The sequence below is a fragment of the Cytobacillus sp. T106 genome, from assembly GCF_040492155.1.
In the GTDB taxonomy this organism is placed as follows: domain Bacteria; phylum Bacillota; class Bacilli; order Bacillales; family Cytobacillaceae; genus Bacillus_AB; species Bacillus_AB infantis.
Genome location: NZ_JBEUMK010000001.1, coordinates 375,502 through 393,396, shown reverse-complemented (window position 1 = coordinate 393,396; position 17,895 = coordinate 375,502). Strand labels below are relative to the sequence as shown.

The 17,895-nt window shown below is 45.9% G+C and carries 23 protein-coding genes; 5 read left to right on the top strand and 18 right to left on the bottom strand.

The window, feature by feature from the left end; translation table 11 throughout:
• Positions 1 to 11: 11 nt before the first annotated feature.
• Positions 12 to 599, bottom strand: coding sequence for a ComE operon protein 2 (locus tag ABU165_RS01930; protein ID WP_009796227.1), 588 nt, complete (start codon positions 597 to 599; stop codon positions 12 to 14).
• An 83-nt stretch (positions 600 to 682) separates the two neighbouring features.
• Complete coding sequence (locus ABU165_RS01925) at positions 683 to 1,321, bottom strand: helix-hairpin-helix domain-containing protein (protein WP_318059552.1); 639 nt, start codon at positions 1,319 to 1,321, stop codon at positions 683 to 685.
• Positions 1,322 to 1,405: 84 nt separating this feature from the next.
• Between ABU165_RS01925 and comER the strand changes: the two genes are divergently transcribed.
• Positions 1,406 to 2,230 (top strand): late competence protein ComER, encoded by an 825-nt coding sequence (gene comER / locus ABU165_RS01920; RefSeq protein ID WP_022544213.1) that lies wholly within the window; start codon positions 1,406 to 1,408, stop codon positions 2,228 to 2,230.
• Positions 2,231 to 2,339: 109 nt separating this feature from the next.
• On the opposite strand, the gene ABU165_RS01915 is transcribed toward comER, so the two are convergent.
• Genes ABU165_RS01915 through ABU165_RS01880 form a run of 8 tightly spaced genes read right to left on the bottom strand, consistent with a single transcriptional unit; the run spans position 2,340 to position 7,378 of the window.
• Positions 2,340 to 3,086: a class I SAM-dependent DNA methyltransferase gene (locus ABU165_RS01915; RefSeq protein ID WP_101550356.1), complete on the bottom strand. Its 747-nt coding sequence runs from the start codon at positions 3,084 to 3,086 to the stop codon at positions 2,340 to 2,342.
• On the bottom strand, positions 3,083 to 3,439 hold the full coding sequence (rsfS, locus tag ABU165_RS01910) for a ribosome silencing factor (RefSeq protein WP_009796232.1): 357 nt from the start codon (positions 3,437 to 3,439) through the stop codon (positions 3,083 to 3,085). Before rsfS ends, ABU165_RS01915 begins: the two co-directional genes overlap by 4 nt.
• Positions 3,440 to 4,009 (bottom strand): bis(5'-nucleosyl)-tetraphosphatase (symmetrical) YqeK, encoded by a 570-nt coding sequence (gene yqeK, locus ABU165_RS01905; RefSeq protein WP_248137429.1) that lies wholly within the window; start codon positions 4,007 to 4,009, stop codon positions 3,440 to 3,442.
• Entirely contained in the window at positions 3,999 to 4,568 is a 570-nt protein-coding gene (locus ABU165_RS01900; RefSeq protein ID WP_101550360.1) for a nicotinate-nucleotide adenylyltransferase, read from the bottom strand. The genes yqeK and ABU165_RS01900 overlap by 11 nt, the downstream gene beginning before the upstream one ends.
• Before the next feature lie 45 nt (positions 4,569 to 4,613).
• On the bottom strand, positions 4,614 to 4,904 hold the full coding sequence (gene yhbY / locus ABU165_RS01895; protein WP_009796235.1) for a ribosome assembly RNA-binding protein YhbY: 291 nt from the start codon (positions 4,902 to 4,904) through the stop codon (positions 4,614 to 4,616).
• Positions 4,898 to 5,737: a shikimate dehydrogenase gene (aroE, locus tag ABU165_RS01890; protein WP_318059553.1), complete on the bottom strand. Its 840-nt coding sequence runs from the start codon at positions 5,735 to 5,737 to the stop codon at positions 4,898 to 4,900. The genes yhbY and aroE overlap by 7 nt, the downstream gene beginning before the upstream one ends.
• An 18-nt stretch (positions 5,738 to 5,755) precedes the next feature.
• The gene (yqeH, locus tag ABU165_RS01885; RefSeq protein ID WP_009796237.1) at positions 5,756 to 6,859 is read right to left on the bottom strand and encodes a ribosome biogenesis GTPase YqeH; all 1,104 of its coding nucleotides are present in this window, start codon (positions 6,857 to 6,859) and stop codon (positions 5,756 to 5,758) included.
• Between the two features lie 3 nt (positions 6,860 to 6,862).
• Positions 6,863 to 7,378, bottom strand: coding sequence for a YqeG family HAD IIIA-type phosphatase (locus ABU165_RS01880; RefSeq protein WP_248137431.1), 516 nt, complete (start codon positions 7,376 to 7,378; stop codon positions 6,863 to 6,865).
• Between the two features lie 551 nt (positions 7,379 to 7,929).
• On the opposite strand from ABU165_RS01880, the gene ABU165_RS01875 reads away from it, so the two are divergent.
• Entirely contained in the window at positions 7,930 to 8,070 is a 141-nt protein-coding gene (locus ABU165_RS01875) for a sporulation histidine kinase inhibitor Sda (RefSeq protein ID WP_009796240.1), read from the top strand.
• 91 nt (positions 8,071 to 8,161) lie between these two features.
• Here the strand turns inward: ABU165_RS01875 and ABU165_RS01870 are convergent, their stop codons facing one another.
• Positions 8,162 to 8,947, bottom strand: coding sequence for a phosphatidylserine decarboxylase (locus ABU165_RS01870; RefSeq protein WP_035403641.1), 786 nt, complete (start codon positions 8,945 to 8,947; stop codon positions 8,162 to 8,164).
• 125 nt (positions 8,948 to 9,072) lie between these two features.
• Here ABU165_RS01870 and pssA point away from each other — a divergent pair, with 125 nt between their 5' ends.
• Positions 9,073 to 9,612, top strand: a complete 540-nt coding sequence (pssA, locus tag ABU165_RS01865; protein WP_318059554.1) for a CDP-diacylglycerol--serine O-phosphatidyltransferase — start codon at positions 9,073 to 9,075, stop codon at positions 9,610 to 9,612.
• Between the two features lie 53 nt (positions 9,613 to 9,665).
• On the opposite strand, the gene ABU165_RS01860 is transcribed toward pssA, so the two are convergent.
• Entirely contained in the window at positions 9,666 to 11,462 is a 1,797-nt protein-coding gene (locus tag ABU165_RS01860) for a M3 family oligoendopeptidase (protein WP_318059555.1), read from the bottom strand.
• A 107-nt stretch (positions 11,463 to 11,569) separates the two neighbouring features.
• Positions 11,570 to 11,710: a hypothetical protein gene (locus ABU165_RS01855; RefSeq protein ID WP_009796244.1), complete on the bottom strand. Its 141-nt coding sequence runs from the start codon at positions 11,708 to 11,710 to the stop codon at positions 11,570 to 11,572.
• Positions 11,711 to 12,199: 489 nt separating this feature from the next.
• On the opposite strand from ABU165_RS01855, the gene ABU165_RS01850 reads away from it, so the two are divergent.
• Positions 12,200 to 13,174 carry a F510_1955 family glycosylhydrolase gene (locus ABU165_RS01850; protein ID WP_318059556.1) on the top strand — a complete coding sequence of 325 codons (975 nt, stop codon included), beginning with the start codon at positions 12,200 to 12,202 and terminating at the stop codon, positions 13,172 to 13,174.
• A 41-nt stretch (positions 13,175 to 13,215) separates the two neighbouring features.
• Here the strand turns inward: ABU165_RS01850 and sigK are convergent, their stop codons facing one another.
• Entirely contained in the window at positions 13,216 to 13,938 is a 723-nt protein-coding gene (gene sigK, locus ABU165_RS01845) for an RNA polymerase sporulation sigma factor SigK (RefSeq protein ID WP_009796248.1), read from the bottom strand.
• A 193-nt stretch (positions 13,939 to 14,131) separates the two neighbouring features.
• On the opposite strand from sigK, the gene ABU165_RS01840 reads away from it, so the two are divergent.
• Positions 14,132 to 14,296 carry a hypothetical protein gene (locus ABU165_RS01840; protein WP_318059557.1) on the top strand — a complete coding sequence of 55 codons (165 nt, stop codon included), beginning with the start codon at positions 14,132 to 14,134 and terminating at the stop codon, positions 14,294 to 14,296.
• A 537-nt stretch (positions 14,297 to 14,833) separates the two neighbouring features.
• Here the strand turns inward: ABU165_RS01840 and ABU165_RS01835 are convergent.
• The 4 genes from ABU165_RS01835 to ABU165_RS01820 form a co-directional block, all read right to left on the bottom strand.
• A complete protein-coding gene (locus ABU165_RS01835) occupies positions 14,834 to 14,974 on the bottom strand; it encodes a YrzI family small protein (RefSeq protein WP_101550371.1) in 141 nt (46 codons plus the stop codon).
• A 446-nt stretch (positions 14,975 to 15,420) separates the two neighbouring features.
• Positions 15,421 to 15,690 carry a YrhC family protein gene (locus ABU165_RS01830; RefSeq protein ID WP_262382929.1) on the bottom strand — a complete coding sequence of 90 codons (270 nt, stop codon included), beginning with the start codon at positions 15,688 to 15,690 and terminating at the stop codon, positions 15,421 to 15,423.
• A 116-nt stretch (positions 15,691 to 15,806) separates the two neighbouring features.
• Positions 15,807 to 16,943: a bifunctional cystathionine gamma-lyase/homocysteine desulfhydrase gene (locus ABU165_RS01825; protein WP_009796254.1), complete on the bottom strand. Its 1,137-nt coding sequence runs from the start codon at positions 16,941 to 16,943 to the stop codon at positions 15,807 to 15,809.
• Between the two features lies 1 nt (position 16,944).
• Positions 16,945 to 17,868, bottom strand: a complete 924-nt coding sequence (locus ABU165_RS01820) for a PLP-dependent cysteine synthase family protein (protein WP_101550375.1) — start codon at positions 17,866 to 17,868, stop codon at positions 16,945 to 16,947.
• Between the last annotated feature and the right edge of the window lie 27 nt (positions 17,869 to 17,895).

The window sequence follows — 17,895 nt, the reverse complement described above, 5'->3', positions numbered from 1 at the left end:
CTCCTGCCCAGTTACTTAGCTGTAATGCCAGCCCCGGTTCCAAAAAGCTCCCCGGCTTCTGCCTGAAGTTTATCAATCCGCTCATGGTCTGTCCCGTTTTGCTTCATCTCTTCCAACAGGTTTTTAATATATTCAGCCTTTTCCGCGCGGTTAAATTCGAGAGAAATTTCTTTGTGCATTACCTGCTCCACCCTGACGCCTGCCTGTTCAAACAGCTCAATCGCATACGGATGGTTTTTGTAGGCTTCAGCGTAATACACTGTTGCAATGCCAGCCTGTATGATAGCCTTGCAGCATTGAAGGCATGGGAAATGCGTGACATAAATATCCGCTCCTGCAGTGGGCACACCGAATTTGGCGCATTGCAGGATGCTGTTCATCTCAGCATGTATAGTCCTGACGCAATGATTATCGATGACATAGCAGCCGTGGTCGATGCAATGGTCTCCTCCTGCTATCGAACCGTTGTATCCGCCTGCAATGATGCGTTTGTCGCGGACAATTGTAGCCCCGACTGCCAGCCTTGTACATGTGCTCCTTAAAGCCAGCAAATGGCTTTGAGCCATAAAATATTGGTCCCATGATAAACGCTGTTCCATTTTTCTCCTCCTAAAATCTCTTTGTTATAGAATAATCTCCTGGTACAAGTTTAATCTCTTTTTCAAAAGCACGTCAATGAGGCTCATTTCAATTTTATATAAGATTTAAGCTTTTCAAAGGTTTTTTCACCTATACCGCTAATCTGCATCAAGTCCTCAAGCGACTGGAACGGACCTTCCGTTTCCCTGTACTCAATGATGGCAGCTGCTTTTGATGGGCCAATCCCCGGAATATCCTGAAGCTCCTCACTCCCCGCACTGTTGATATTTACCATTCCATCTTCTCCCGAGGCTGCACTGATAGCCTGGGCTGGTTCAGTTCCACCTGACAATTCCTCCCCTTCCTCCGGTACGTAAATAACCATTTCATCGCCCACTCTCTGGGCAAAGTTTATCCGGGCCTCATCTGCGTTTTCTGTCAGCCCCCCTGCCTTCTGAATAAGATCAGCCACACGCTCTCCGTCAGCTGCTTCATATAAACCCGGGTTCCTCACACTCCCCTTCACATCAACCTTAATGACAGGCGGAGCAGCTTCTTTTTCTTTTTCTTTTTCCTCTTCCTCCCCCAGGCCAGGCAATGACTCCAGCTCCTCCTCCATCTGCAGACTTTCAAGCGGGTCACCATCCCCTTTGTTTCCCTGAAGAAAAAAATAAAACAGCAAAATTAATAAGAAAGCCGCACCAATCCCAGCCAGCGGGCGGCGCTTGATCCAATCCAGCATGATCGCATCCCCTTTCAAGGTATATTTGAGTTTTCAATTTCATATCGTTATATGAGATATCTTGCTGTCAAAGGAGGGTTATTTATGAATGTCGGATTTATCGGTACAGGGAATATGGGGAAAATTCTTATCCAGGCCTTGCTTGATGCCAAAGCCGTTCCTCCCTCCTCTGTGACGATTACAAACAGAACTTTGGAGAAAGCGGCAGAGATACAGAAAGAGTACAGCGGCCTGAAACTTGCGGAGGGAGCAGCCGAAACGGCTGCCAATTCGGATTTGATTTTCATTTGTGTGAAGCCTCATGATTTTGCGGATGTGATCCAGGAAATCCGGCCATATTTAAGTGATGAGGATTGCGTGATTTCAATAACAAGCCCTATCAGCGCCGAACAGCTCGAATCTTTTGTCCCCTGTTCAGCAGCACGGGTGATTCCAAGCATCACCAACAGGGCACACGCCGGTGTGGCTCTTGTTACTTACGGGGAGCATTTCAGGGATGAATGGAAGCAGAAGCTCATGCCGCTTATCGAGGCCATTGCCAAGCCTGTGGAAATAGAAGAAGAAATAACAAGGGTATCATCTGACATCGTAAGCTGCGGACCTGCATTTTTCAGTTATCTGACACAGCAATTCATTAATGCGGCCGTTGCGGAAACAAAAATAAATCGGGAGACTGCCACTGTTCTTGCCAGCGAAATGCTGATCGGGATGGGAGAGCTGCTGAAAAAGGGGCATTATACCCTTCCTGCCCTTCAGCGGAAGGTCTGTGTTAAAGGAGGAATAACCGGTGAAGGAATAAAGGTGCTGGAGAAGGAATTAGGTGATGTTTTTCGGCATGTGTTCCAGGCAACACATTCTAAATTCGAGGAAGATCTTACACAGGTCAAAAAACAGTTCACTGTCCATTAACATTCTCTGCTTCCTTTCAAAATTCCTTCTGCTGCCGCTGACTTTTTTTGAACAGCCTTACAGGAATACGAAAAAAAGCAATAGCCGCCCCCATCGGGAGCGGCTTTTGCTAGTTTTTGCGGCAAATGAAAAAGATCCTTTCCGACTCTTGCGCCGGGAGCTCGGTCTCAAAATCCGCTGTTATTTCCAGCAGGGTAAACCCTGCTTTTAAAAGCCAGTCTTTATAGATATCTATAGGATAAGTGCGCTGCAGATGGAGCTCATCATATCTGTCATATTTCATGAGCGAAGGGTCCAGCTGAAAGAAAGTCAATTCATGTTCAACACTGAAAGGATGCTCCCCAGGGAAGCATTCCCATATATAAGAGATTTCATCTTCATTCAAGGCAAAGGTCTGATCCCTGAAGATATGCTCCATCTTATAGACTGAATGCACATCAAAGATGAACAAACCGCCTTCCTTCAGGTGCCTTCCCACACTTTCGAATGTCTGCTCAACCTCTTTTTCGCTCTGAAGATAGTTCAGGGAGTCACAGAAGATCCCTGCAATATCATACTCGCCAAGCCCCTCGAGTTCTGACATGTCCTGCTGATAGAAAGAGATATCTGCCCCCTGCTCCATTGCTTTTGCCTGGGCGACAGCGAGCATATCCTCCGATAAATCAACTCCGGTTACATCGTATCCGGCTTGTGCGAGACGGACAGAAAGCTCCCCGGTGCCGCAGGCAAGATCAAGAAGGCGCTTCCCTTCAATCCTGTACTTCTCCGTACTGCTTTTTACTGTTTCCACCCAGCCTTCATAAGGCACATCCTTCATCAGTGCATCATAAAGGTAGGCGAACTTCCCATAGGTCATTGTCCAAGCACGCTCTGGACATCCACTGAAGGTGCATCGCCCCACAGGCGTTCTAAGTTATAATAGCTTCTCTCATCCTTATGGAAAACATGGGCTACAACATCCCCGAGGTCAACGAGTATCCATCTCGCCTCGTCAAATCCTTCCATCCGGTTGACTGTATAGCCAAGCTCTTCGCTCTTTTCTTTCATTTCACGGGCGATTGCCTGGACTTGCTTATCAGAATTACCGTGGCAAATCAGAAAATAATCTGAGATGAGGGAAATCCCTTTCATATTCAATACCACAATATCTTCTGCTCGTTTATCATCGGCTGCTTTTACAGCCATATCTAATAAGGCGCGTTCACTCATTTAATCAGTCTCCTTTTTCATTACAAGATCATTATACGACAGAAAAGTCAGCGGAAACACCGGCTGATTCTTCTTCATTAAAAACGTGATAGTATTCTGCATTGCTTTTATTAAGGCTGAATCAAGATCTGTTTCAGCCAGTTTCCGGACTTCATCCACACCCGGAAAATGCCGGCCGGGTTCAATATAGTCGGCGAGATAAATGATTTTATCAAGTAAGGGCATTCGCGGCCTTCCTGACGTATGATACCGGATTGCATCCAGGATTTCAGGATCGGTAACCCCTGCCTCTGTTTCAGCAAGGTAGGCACCAGCAGGGGCATGCCAAAGCTCGCTGTTGTACATAAGGAGCTCCTCAGGCATTTTTTGCTCTATGATAATCCTCTTCATTTCATCCTTCGGGCGGAACTTGGCATAATCATGGAGAATAGCGGCCGTTTCAGCCTTCTGGATATCAGCCCCAAAGGTGCGGGCAAGGCCGATTGCCGTTTCCATCACACCGATTGTATGCTGGTAGCGGTGTTCTGTTAACTGTTTCTTTACTATTTTTAGATAAAATTCACGATCCATACAAACGATTCTCCTCAATATACTTCCTGACGCTTTCCGGAATTAGATAGCGCACGGTATCTCCCTGGCTGAGCCTTTCCCTGATCATGCTCGATGAAACATCCATCTGCGGCACATCAACCGGGACAACCGGATAGTCAGTACGGCTGCTATAGGAAGGCCTGCCGACGCCGGCAAAGACGGCAAGCTCAAGGAGGTCATTTATTTTATACCATTTCGGCAGATACTCAATCATATCAGCCCCGATGATAAAATAGAATTCGGTATCCTTATTCTGCTCTTTAAGCAGCTTCATTGTATCATAAGTGTAGGATGGCCCCCCGCGTTCCATTTCAATCGTCTGGATTTCAAAGCGCGGGTGCCCCTCAATTGCAAGCTCCAGCATTTCTACCCTTGCTTGATCAGATGCAGCTGAAGACTTCTTTTTATGCGGGGGATCCTGGTTTGGCATAAACCAGACCTTGTCCAATGAAAGGGAATGGAGCACCTCATTTGCAATCAGCAGATGGCCATGATGGGGAGGATTGAATGTACCTCCAAGAATGCCGATCCTCTTCACCTGCAGTCCTCCTTTTGCCGCCTCTTGGCTGCAAACATGCCTTCATTATGGCAGCTGGATTTGTTTGTTTTCTTTTGATTCTTTATAAAGGACGATCATATTGCCGATGATCTGCACCAGCTCTGCTTTAGTCCCTTTAACGAGCTTCTCAGCCACTTCGTCTCTATCTTCATCACAGTTCTGCAGGATGCTTACCTTCAGCAATTCCCTTGCCTCGAGCGCTTCCCCGATCTGTGATATCATATTTTCGTTCACCCCGCCTTTTCCAACCTGAAAAATCGGGTTCAAGTGATGTGCTTTTGAGCGCAATAATCTTTTTTGTTTTCCTGTTAACATGTTTGTCCTCCCAGTTGTGTAATAACGCCTGCTTCCATCCTGTCTGTATCCGGAAAGGTTCCAGTCCACCTTTCAAAGGCCAATGCCCCCTGGCAGACAAACATTTTCAGGCCATTCTGGATGGATGCACCTTTGTTTTTAGCTTCCCGCAAAAATTTGGTTTCAAGCGGGTTATATATTATATCGCTGACAAAAGCACCGGCCTTCAGATTATAAAGTCCAAAGGGCAATGCATTTACGTCGGGCAGCATGCCGATCGGTGTTGTCTGGATGATGATATCATACTCAGCCAGTTTTTCTTCTGCCTGCTGAAAGCCTAAAGCATCCGTTCTGACAGGAAAGGGGCATTTATCCGCAAGAGCCTCCGCCTTTGCCGCTGTCCGATTGCAGATATCTATTGCCTGAACGCCTTTTTGTGCGAGCGTATAATAGATTGCCTTTGCCGCTCCGCCTGCTCCGGCAATCAGGATTTTTTTCCGGCTGAAATCAGGCACCTCAGAAGCGAGGCCTCTTACATAGCCCTCCCCATCCGTGTTGTACCCAATCAATTTCCCATCTTTATTAAGGACAGTATTCACCGCCCCGATTGCCTCTGCCAGCTGATCGATTTCATCCAGGAATGGCATGATTTCTGTTTTATGGGGTACAGTGACATTAAACCCTGCAACCCCGATTGCCCGGAGCCCCTTCACTGCGTCCCCTAAATCTTCCCGTCTGACTTTTAGCGGAACATAGCAGGCATCCAGTCCATATATAGCAAACAGATCATTATGCATCGCCGGCGACATTGAGTGGCCAATCGGATCGCCGATTACAGCAAAGAGCTTTTTCAAGTCCCTCTCCCCTTTCTGTTAAATCAGGGATTTCCTTACCATCGCCTGCACTCCTTTTGGTACATAAGCGGCAACCTTCGTTCCCGGCTCACTCACTGTAACCCAGCCCAGACCAGAAATCACAATATCGGTTTTCCCTTCCTTGACAGTGAATTCATGCCTGACAAGCTCAGGAAATTCATCCATCTGTTCAGGGCGGGGCGGCGTCAGCATTTCCCCTGCGTGCTTCTCATACAGTTCATCTGCATTCTCAAGCTTTGTGCGATGGATATTGATTTCGTTGGATACGTGGCAAATGAATGCCTGTCTGCTTCCGCTGATAAAATCAAAGCGCGCCAGGCCGCCAAAAAATAAGGTCTGCCCTTCATTAAGCTGATATACCTTTGGCTTGATTTCCTTCTTAGGCATAATCACCTTAAAGTCACGCTTATCGACAAAGTGGGCCATCTGATGATGGTTGATGATGCCCGGTGTATCAACAAGAGCTTTGCCGTCCTCTAAAGGTATCTCGATAATATCCAAAGTTGTCCCTGGAAAATGAGAAGTGGTGATGATATCCCCTTCTCCTGTTACCTCCTTAAGGATCCGGTTGATGAAGGTTGATTTGCCGACATTTGTACAGCCGACTACATACACGTCCTTGCCTTCCCTGTACTCATCTATCGCAGAAGCCACCTCCTGGATCGACTGCCCTTTCGCAGCACTGACAAGGAACACATCTTCCGGCCGGAGCCCCAGATTTTTCGACTCCTGCTTCATCCAGTTGATCAGTTTATTCCGCTTCACTGATTTTGGAAGCAGATCTGCTTTATTGCCGACCAAAAGAACCTTGTTGTTCCCTGTAAAACGATGCAGCCCCGGAAGCCAGCTTCCATTGAAATCAAAGATATCGACAATCTTGACGATCAGAGCATCGCTTCTTCCGATTTCATTCAGTATTTTAAGAAAATCATCATCAGTTAAGCTGACATCCTGGACCTCATTATAATGCTTGAGGCGGAAACAGCGCTGGCAGACAATCGCCTCTTTCTCTAAAGCTGATTTTGGCGCGTAGCCGAGCTCCTCGGGATTTTCTGTCTGGACCTTCACTCCGCAGCCTATACATACATATTGTTCACTCACGCATTAATCCTCCCATTGAATCTTGCCTTTTTTTCTGAACCAATTTAGAATCCGCCTTTCGACTTTGCGGTTAAATCTTGTTACAAATCCGTCCGTCTGGGCAACCGGGACGACAAGGATCGTATGGAACCCGCTCCTGTTGCCGCCTAGAACATCAGTCAGCAGCTGGTCACCTATGACAACAGTTTCTTCTTTTTTCAGGCCCATTTCACCCAAGGCCCTGTTAAATGCCCTTGTCATCGGCTTGCGCGCCTGGAAGATGAACGGAATGCCCAGGGGCTCAGAAAAGGCCTTTACACGGTTTTCTTTATTATTCGAAACAATTGTCACCTTAATATTCTGATGCTTCATTTCCTCAAACCATTTGATTAGCTTCGGGGTAGCAAGAGGCCTGTCCCACTCAACAAGCGTATTGTCCAGGTCAGTGATGATCCCCTTTACTCCCTTTGCCTTAAGGTTTTCGGGTGTTATTTCAAATATATTCTTAACATGCTGATCAGGCAAAAAATGCTTTAACATTGAAAACACCTCATTATTTTCATCCATTTTTGCAATGTATCCATCATACCCAATTTTAACCGCCAGTTCAAAATAAATCTTGCAAAGAGTGATCCATTTCTAAAAAGATGCCTAACAGGCTGCAAATAGATGCTCGTCTTTATTCCAAAGGTTATCTTAAACATTGTTGTTGATTTTGGGCTCATTTGAGCCGGATATTCAACTGTGCTGAAATGCGTGTGAAACAGAGTTTCACAGGAATGAGGCCAAAATCAGCATGAAGCAATGACAAGGCCATTCCAAAAAACAACTAAATATTTTTCGACAAAATTCAAAGCGCTTCCAGCATGTGGATAACTTTATTCACAAAACCCACTATGTTTTATATAATATTTTCCCCTTTATAAACAAAATAATCACAGGTTATCCACCGGTCTATGTGGATAATCAGAACGGTTGTTCCTGCCGTTTATTTCTGATAGAGTAAGGGTACAACAAAACATCTTACATTATATGTATATAAATATGCTTTTTAGAACCGTTATTTTACCGGACAGGAGGTACGGATTTAAATGCGCAAGCTGTCGGACGAACTGCTGATTGAATCTTATTTTAAAGCCAGGGAGCTGAACCTCAGCCCGGACTTCATCCGCCTGATTGAAACAGAAATCCACAGGCGTTCATTGACACATAAGATAAGGGTTTCCTCTTAAACAACAATGATACATACACATTTCAGACAGCATGAAAGAACAGAGGGTGAGCCCAGGGCTCACCCTTTTGCTTTGCTCTATATATCAGGAATCACTGCTGCACAAATTCCCCTATTGCTTCCCCGACCTTGATATGCGCTGGAAGCTGAAGATTGTCCGCAGGCTTGAAGGTGCCTGCTTCAAATAGAAGGACCACGGTCGACCCAAAGGAGAAATAAGCCATTTCTTTTCCTTTTTCAAGCTGTTCTCCTCTATGTGTCGCTTCAATAGTATTGACAAACATCGCGCCAACCTTAACAATGGCCAGATGGCCAAAAGCGTGTGCTACCTCGGTAACAGTACGATAATTTTTGGATAGGGGGGCTTTACCATATTTCAGTCCATGCTTATTGACTGGATAGGATTTGCCGCCCAGGGTCCATTGCCCTTCTACAGTCCCTGTCACCGGGCTGTGAATGCGGTGATAATGGCTCGGACTTAAGTAAAAAATCATATAATGACCATTCCTGTATTTCCCCAGGGCATCCTGATTGCCAAGCATTTCTTCAATGGAATAGACCTTTCCTTTTACGGTGATCATGTGGTCATCCTGAATGATCCCAATATCTTCGATCACTGCATCAACCGGGCTGCTTGCAGCAGCCGGACTTGCGTCCGCCGGGCGCAGCCCTCCCTTCAGCTGCCGGATGAAGAAGTCGTGAAGTGTAGGATATTCGTCGATGGACCTGTCCATTTCTTCCATATTAATATTATAGGCATTTGAAAATGGCCGAATCATGATGCGGCTCTTTTTCGAGCGTGCAAACCTGCGCAGAAGTGCAGAGGTTCCTTTGCCGTTAGTAAGTTCAATGAACATTCGATATATTGGACGAATCAAGGTTTCAGCCTCCAGTGTTTGAGAATGCTCTTTACGTACATGCATAAAAGACTTAAAATAAAATATTATTATATAACAAATCGAAAATAAGTTGTATCCTTTCCGGCTTATAAGGAGTGAAGAGATTGTTCTTATTGGAGGTTTTTGACAGCACGGTCAAAAAATTAAAGACCCAGACAGCGAATTCTTTAACACTTCTCAATCTTTCGCTCGGCGGTTTTGCCATCATTTACAGCCTTAAGGGCAGCCTGAATCTCAGCCTTTTGCTCATTTTTATCGCTGCGCTTGCCGACCGCTTTGACGGCATGGTGGCCAGAAAGCTGAATATTGAATCAGAGCTTGGCAAACAGCTGGATTCCATGAGTGATATTATATCATTTGGCGTGGCACCGGCGTTACTCATTTATCAATCTGTTCTGTTTGATTTCGGGGCTCCCGGCTCCTTTTTCACCGTCTTTTATATAGCATGCGGTGCTTTCAGGCTGGCCCGCTTCAATATTTCAGAGAATACCGGCTATTTTACCGGGCTGCCAATTACCGCGGCAGGCTGCCTGGCCACACTCAGTTTTCTTGCTGTCCCGTACTTTCCGCAGCATTTTTATTTATACCTCATGATGCTCCTTTCCCTTCTGATGATCAGCCCATTCAGGCTGAGGAAAATGTAAAAGCTAAATTGTATTTAAAAAACCGCACAGAATATGTGCGGTTTTCTTTGTTATCACTTTTCAGTCAGATTCAGGAATTCTTCTACATCGTCCATACACAGCTTTACAGCTTTTTCCCAGAAATCAGGCTTAGTCAAATCTGCATTCAAATGCTTCATCGCCAGATCCTCGACTGTCATGGAAGCTGTATCTTTAAGCAGGCTGATATATTTTTCTTCATACCCTTTGCCTTCCTCCAGTGCATTAGCATAAATGCCAAGGGAGAAAAGATATCCGAATGTATAAGGGAAATTATAAAACGGAACCCCGGTAATATAGAAGTGAAGCTTAGATGACCAGAATGACGGATGATACTCATCCAGAGCATTGGCGTAGGCTTCTTTTTGGGCATTGAGCATCAGTTCATTAAGGCGCCTGCCGCTTACCATGCCATTTTTGCGCTCATTGTAAAAGCTTGTTTCGAAAAGGAAACGGGCATGGATATTCATCAGGAGTGCCACAGAACGCTGGATTTTGTCCTCCAGCAGGGCCAGCTTTTCCTCTTCTGTTGCCGCATTTTTAACCGCTGCGTCAGCCACGATCATTTCAGCAAAGGTAGAAGCCGTCTCCGCGACATTCATGCTGTAATTCCTGTTAAGCGGATGCAGATCTTTCATGGCATAAGTATGGAAGCCGTGGCCCAGTTCATGCGCAAGCGTGGACACGTTTGAAGGAGTCCCGGAATAGGTCATGAAAATTCTGGACTGGCTGCTTTCAGGGAAGTAAGTATGGAAACCTCCTGGACGCTTGCCGGGACGGTCCTCAGCCTCGATCCACTTATTTTCGAATGCCATTTTTGAGAATGAGGTCATTTCCCCGCCAAATTTAGAGAAATGATCCAGAATGAATTCCGCTCCCTCCTGATAAGGCACTTTAGTCTCTGTAGAACCAAGCGGAGCATCAAGATCATACCAGCTGAGTTTTTCAAGCCCAAGCAGGCTTGCCTTGCGGTTCAGGAATTTTACCAGCGGCTGTTTGTTTTTGGAGATAACTCCCCACATTGCATCCAGTGTTTCTTTTTTCATCCTGTTGATTTCAAGCGGCTCTTTCAGAACATCGTCCCAGCCGCGCATTTTGTAAACATTCAGCCTGAAGCCGGCAAGATGATTTAGTGTCTTTGCCAGATAATCCTGTTCTTTGTCCCAGGCATTTTCCCATTCTTTAAATACATTCTTCCGGACACTTCTTTCCGGGCTTGAAAATTTATTGGCTGCCTGGCCGACAGACAAAAGCTGTTCCTGCCCTTTATCACTGAAAGGAATCCTGATTTTTCCGACGATTACATCATACATCTGCCCCCAGCTGTGATACCCGTCGATACCGAGTGCATTGATGAGGGATTCCTCCTGCTTGGACAGCTTTTCGGCTGCCCTTTCCCGGCGCTCTGTCAGGACGAACTCGAGCTCTGACAATCCATCCGCCTGCAGGAGCTGCTTCCAGCCCTCGTCAGAAAAACCGGCCAGCTTCTCGTCAAAATCAGTCAGCGCATTTTGAAATCCTGCACTTAGTACTGTGACTGCAGCACGGAGCTCATTGGCTTTGCTGTCAGCCATATTCTGTGCTTCAAGGCAGCTTACAAAGGCTCCTGCCTGGCGCAGTTTCTTGGTGGTGCCTTCAAATTTCCCGATCAGATTCAGCAGCGTCTGCTGATCCTGCTCTGCCGATGATGGCTGCCAGCCTTCTGTCAATGCGATAAATTCATCGATCAGCTGTTTTGTCTGATCTATATGTACGGCAAAATCCCCGGAGGAGCTTCCCCCTTCGAAAAAAACATCCAAATCCCAAACTTCTGAATATAAAGCTGTTGCCATTGCAAGTCCCCCCTTATGTATTCTAGTCTATTATAGGTTTATTTTTCCGAAATTTCTATCAATATGCATGATTATAAGGGAAGGCCGGTCCACCTTCCCCATCGCTGCTAGCAGTTGCCATAATAGGTCCATCCCCCGAACACGATCAGCAGGATCAGGAGTACGACAATCAGCGCATACCATGCGCCACCTGCCCTGTAATAAGGCACTGGCGGAGGCGGCGGATAGTACGGATATGGATAATACACTGCTCCCTTACCTCCCTTCAGACTAAGCTTCCAGATGAAAATATTCAGACTTTCTGATGTATTTTATGCTGTACAAATGCCCCTGTTTGGGCAAACATGCCGGTTTCCGCTAAAAAGAGCACATATTTGTAGCAATTCATGGCCGGGTGAATACCCTGCATTATAGCTCACTGGAACGGGGGGTATTCCATGAAGATCATTTCCATCTGCCGGAGATGCAAAGGAACAGGCCGGTCTTCAGCTTGCAGGCTGTTCAAGAAAACCTGCTCTCTTTGCGGAGGATGCGGAAAAATAAAAATCACCATCTCAGATCGGCAAAAAAGCACTGGGCACTCATAAAGTTTCTCCTTCCTATAGAAGTACAGATTTTCAAATGGACAAGCATATGGCATCTTTAGGCTCTTTTATGTCTTTTCTGATATAATATTGTCAGCGCACAGGCTTATTGGGAAGCCTGTGCGCTGACTATACATAGCTGGAGTGGATACAATGAAGCTGAGAATAGCATTAATTCTCCTGTTTTCCTTCACCATTCTCATCATGCTGACTGGATGCACCCCTGAAAAAGAGGAGCAAAACAGCAGCCAGGAGAAGGAGCAGGAGCAGGAAGTGACAGAGGAAGCTTATGACATTAAAAAGGCAGAAAAACAGCAAATCAGCAATATTTATGGACTTGGCTATCCTGGTAATGATGACGCGCTTTATACAGCAGAAGAAGATGGCCTGAAGTTCTATAAAGACGGACAATGGTTTGAGCAAAATAAAAACAAGCATATGTATACGGGCTTCCAGGCAGTCGAAAACGGATTTATCTCAAGCGGAAAGCCTGCAGAAGGAGCTGGACTAAGAAGCCCGCTCGGCATTATCAAGAGCGATGATAAAGGAGCTACCCTGTCACAAATCAAGTTTTACGGCAAAGACCAGTTTTACTTCGTGGCCGCAGGCTTCAGCGGAGAGACCCTGTATATCATAAGCCAGGAGCCTGAATCAGAGCTTGGTGCCGGTGTTTTCCGTTCCACTGATAAAGGAGAGAACTGGGAGCCGGTGGAATTGGAAGGAATGGAGTCTGATACTCTAGGAATGATAGCTGTCCACCCTTCAAAGGAAGGCATGATGGCCATGTCTACCCGCTCAGGAATCTTCCTGTCCAATGATTTCGGAAAGACGGTCCAAAGAGTCTCAGATCCTGTCATGACAACTGCACTGGCATTTACGGAGGACCGTCTGATCTATTCTTCAGTAGAAAATGAAAAAATCCTTTTAAAAAGCCTTGACCTTGCCAGTTTGGAAACTGAGGGGCTTGATATCCCTTTTCTGAGTTATGACAACCCGATTACTTATATTGCTGCCAATTATAAGAAAGCCGGCACCATCTCGTTTTCCACCTATTTATATGATATATACGAATCTGCGGATTCCGGAGAACATTGGAACCAGCTGCTGAAGAACGGAAGAATTAAATAAAGAAGAGCACTATCTCCAGTGCCCTTCCTGTTAAGCAGGGATTATTTATCCCCGCTTTTTCTTTTCTCTTTTTCTGCCCGGTAAAATTCGTGGAACATTTTCATGAGCGCCCGCTTCTCAATCCTGGATACATAGCTCCTCGATATCCCGAGCTCCTTGGCAATTTCCCTCTGGGTCTTTTCTTTCTTTAAATCAAGCCCGAATCTGCCGATGATGACTTCTTTCTCCCGGTCATCCAGCACATCAATATACTCCTTAACCTTCTCCAGTTCCATATTCAGCTGAATCGTGTTAATAACATCCTCCGACTCAGACTTCAGCACATCAATCAGGGAGATTTCATTTCCTTCTTTATCCTGGCCGATCGGATCATGGAGAGAAACATCCTTCTTTGTTTTCTTAAGGGCCCTGAGATGCATGAGGATTTCATTTTCGATACAGCGTGCGGCATAGGTTGCAAGCTTTGTGCCTTTCCCTTCCGAATAGCTTTCGATCGCCTTGATCAGACCGATGGTGCCTATAGAAATGAGATCTTCTGAATCCTCTCCCGTGTTTTCAAATTTTTTCACAATATGCGCCACAAGCCGCAGATTATGTTCAATCAGCATATTGCGTGCATGGGCATCGCCTTCCGCCATGAGCCGCAGATACTTCCTCTCGTCGGCAGCTGAGAGCGGCTGGGGAAAAGCATTGTTTTTTACATAAGAGACAAGGAAAACAATCTCCTTTACCAAATAGCCAAGTGCTGTTGCAATTCCTGACATAAATGCACCCCCGCTTTCTAGGACTATTGCCTATAACTAATTCCTATGAAAGCGTAAGCCATGTTTTGTCTGTCCCACATATATTTTTCCAAACAATCATGCCGGGCAGTGCTGCCCGGCCAGCTGTACAGCATTAGACAAAACAGCTTATTCTCTATAAAATATAAGGACATGATATGAAAGAGGTTAAGTTATGTCACCGCAAAAATTAATCATTTTATTGGTTCTTATTATAGTCTTATTATCAACCGCAGCGGAGTTTATCTTTGAAGGGATTTCGGCAAGGGGGCTCTTCCTGCTGGCAGCGACTGCCGGCTTGACGTTTTATCTGTGGAAGCGTCCGGAGAGTGAGAAATAAGCTTAAGCGGGGATTTTTCCCGGATGAAGCAGAATAGTGGTCCTACCTCACTCCGCTGGAACCGCTATTTCCGGAATAAAGCAAAATTGTGATCCCGGCTCACAATTCCCAATTCGCTGCTCAAAAAAAAGCACAAGCAGGTCCCTGGGTTATCCCCCCAGTCCCGCTTGTGCTTCTTTTCTGTCACTCCGCCCCTACCTCGGCTGAGATGATCAGGCCGGCTGCACAGCAGACTACCAATCCCATTACAATCATGAACATGGTCAGCACTCCCTTGGTTTGTTATTTCCTGACTTGAATTTACCATATGGAAGCATCATGACAGCGCCCTTGTTGTGAAAGTTTTGTTAACCTTGTTTTTTAGCGGCCTTTTTCCGAAAATGCAATGTCAGCAGCAATACGTTCAATAGCATCATTCATTCCTCCCAACCGAACAGTTAGGTGGAGTCCTTCTCCACCCAAAAGATTGCTTGACGGCCCTGCATTAAATAAATCATCTAAAATTCCACCTTTCGCGAAGTATTTTTTCATTAAAGATTAAAATGGACGGTAGATTGAATATTGGCGATCTTTGTTTTGGTCATGGATCTTTTTGGCTTGCTCCTGCATCATAATTTCTTCTGCAGTCATCGTTCGCTTTCTGATCGTAATGGATAAAAATAGAATATTAAGTGTCATAATGTCTCACCTCCCTTGTCATATCCTGCGGGCACGCAAAAAGGCCGCAGAGGATTATCCCCTGCGGCCTTCAAATAGACATAAAAAGCCGCAGGGCACGATTCACCATGCGGCACGGATATGCTAATTTATGCTATGCATTGAAATTAAGCGTTCCATTCCTTTAAGGCTGAATACGTGTTAAATTTAGTTGTTTTTGACTTCATTACAATTACATTGATCATTTCGTTCAGCCTCCTTTTTCCAGAAATATTCGCTTACATTGGTAAGTATATCCACTTTTAATCCTTTTGTAAACCTAAAATCTGCCTTTTTTTTAATTTTTATTTTTTTCTTATCAGGCAGCTGTAAAAAAGCGGAATAGCATTGGGAAGTATCAGGATAAGCTTTATAAAAAGTAAAAGGGCTCGGAGTATATCACCCCGAACCCTGCTATCTATAAATCTTTATTTTTTCATCAGAAATTCTTCGCCTTCATCCATCTCGCTGAGCTTGCTCCGCAGCTTTCTGGAAACTGAGAAGAAATATATAGAACCAAGCAGAAACACCATTGAAGCAGCAGCCATGATATTAAGGCTGGAAGCTTCCTTCGCTTCCTGCGGAATGATCACACCCAAATAGAAAAACGCGCCGACTGCCAGTAAAGCAATTGCAAACCTCTTATAATCTACCATTTTCTGATAAAGCTGTTTTGCATGTGTCTTCAATGCGTTCACCTACTTTTCTAAGCTATGCATCTACCTTAACATAATTATGGCAGCTATTCGATGTAAATATCTGTTAAATTACTTTCTGATATAAAAGGAGAGCCCTATTCAGGCTCTCCGCTGTTTTACTTTTCCAGTGCGTTTTTCAAGTCTTCAATCAGGTCTTCACTATCTTCAAGTCCGACAGAAATACGTACAAGCCCGTCTGTTATGCCGAGTTCAGCACGGCGCTCCGCTGGGATGGATGCATGCGTCATCCTGGCCGGCACTGAGATCAGGCTTTCAACTGCTCCAAGGCTCTCTGCCAGGGTGAAGTACTTTACCTTGCTGAGGAGCCTGTCAGCATTCTCTTCGCTGCCGACATCAAATGAGACCATTCCGCCAAAGCCCTGTGCCTGTTTTTTGGCCACTTCATGGTTTGGATGCGATTCAATGCCAGGATAGTAAACCTTGCTTACAGCAGGGTGGTTCTGCAGGAATTCAACAATTGCTTTTGTGTTTTCTTCTGTTTCTTCCATGCGCACCCCAAGTGTCTTGATTCCGCGCATCAGCAGCCAGCTGTCCTGCGGGCCAAGCACCCCTCCTGTGGAGTTCTGGACAAAATGAAGATCCTCTGCCAGCTTGCTGCTGTTCACGACTACGAGGCCGGCTACTACGTCACTGTGGCCTCCGATATATTTGGTGGCGCTGTGAAGGACAATATCCGCCCCAAGACTGATCGGTGTCTGCCAGTATGGAGTTGAGAATGTATTATCGACGATAGTCAGCAGGCCATGCTTCTTTGCAGCTGCTGCAGCCCCTTCAATGTCTGTGATTTTAAGAAGAGGGTTTGTCGGCGTCTCAAGATAGACAGCCTTTGTATTGGGCTTAATTTCAGCTTCAATGTTGTCAAGATTGCTTGTATCTACAAATGATGACTCTATCCCAAAACGGTTAAGTACTTTGGACATAACGCGGTAGGTGCCTCCGTATACGTCATCTGTCATGATGACATGGTCACCGCTGTCGAACAGCATCATAACGGCTGTAATGGCTGCCATGCCGGAACCGAAGGCAAATCCTGCCTCGCCTCCTTCAAGGTCCTTGATCAGCTCTTCAAGCGCATGCCTTGTCGGGTTTCCTGTCCTGGAATATTCAAAGCCCTTATGTCCCCCGACACCTTCCTGCTTATATGTGCTGACCTGATATATTGGGATATTGACGGCCCCAGTATGCGGGTCTCCTGCAATCCCGCCGTGTATGAGTTTTGTTTTTCTTTTCATATTAAATGCCTCCTTCGTAAATCTTCTTGCTCAAATAGCGTTCACTGCTGTCAGGGAATATCATGATGATATTCGTCCCCGGTGCTGCTTCCTTCGCTTCAGCCAGCGCTGCATGGAGGGCGGCGCCTGAAGAGCTCCCGACCAGGAGACCTTCTTTTTCTGCAGCCTCCTTCACAAGCCTGAACGCATCTGCATCAAGGACAGTATGGATGCTGCTGAAATAGGCTTCATCCATATAATCCGGCAAAAATTCCATGCCGATGCCCTCCGTTTTATGCGGCCCTGATTCTCCGCCATTCAAAATAGATCCCTCGGGCTCCACAATGACGGTTTTGATATCAGGATTTTGTTCCCTTAAGTATCTTGCCGTTCCCATGAAAGTTCCGCCAGTGCCTGCTCCTGCCACAAACACATCAACGTTTCCGGCCATCTGCTCCCAAATTTCGGGGCCAAGCGTCTTATAGTAGGTTTCAGGGTTGGCCGGATTGCCGAACTGCCTTGGACAGTAGGAGCCCGGAATTTCCTTCAATAGTTCATCAGCCTTTGCGATTGCGCCTTTCATTCCAAGCTCAGTCGGAGTATTGATAACCTCCGCTCCCAAAGCCCGCATCAAGTCCTGCTTTTCCAGGCTGAATTTCTCAGGTACGATTACTTTCACGCTAATGCCTTTATTCAGGGCTGCCAGAGCAAGGCCAATCCCGGTATTTCCTGCTGTAGGCTCAACTACCGTACCGCCTTTTTTCAGCTTGCCGCTTTCAAACGCTTCATTCAGAAGCTCCATCCCGAGACGGTCCTTCACACTGCCTCCGGGATTCATGAACTCCAGCTTGGCAAACAGCCTGACTCCTTCAGGCACTTCGAAATGCTGAAGCTCTATGATCGGTGTATTTCCAATAAGCTCATGGACACTTTTAAAAACTTTCAAAGAGGCTCTCTCCCTTTTTTCGCCTTC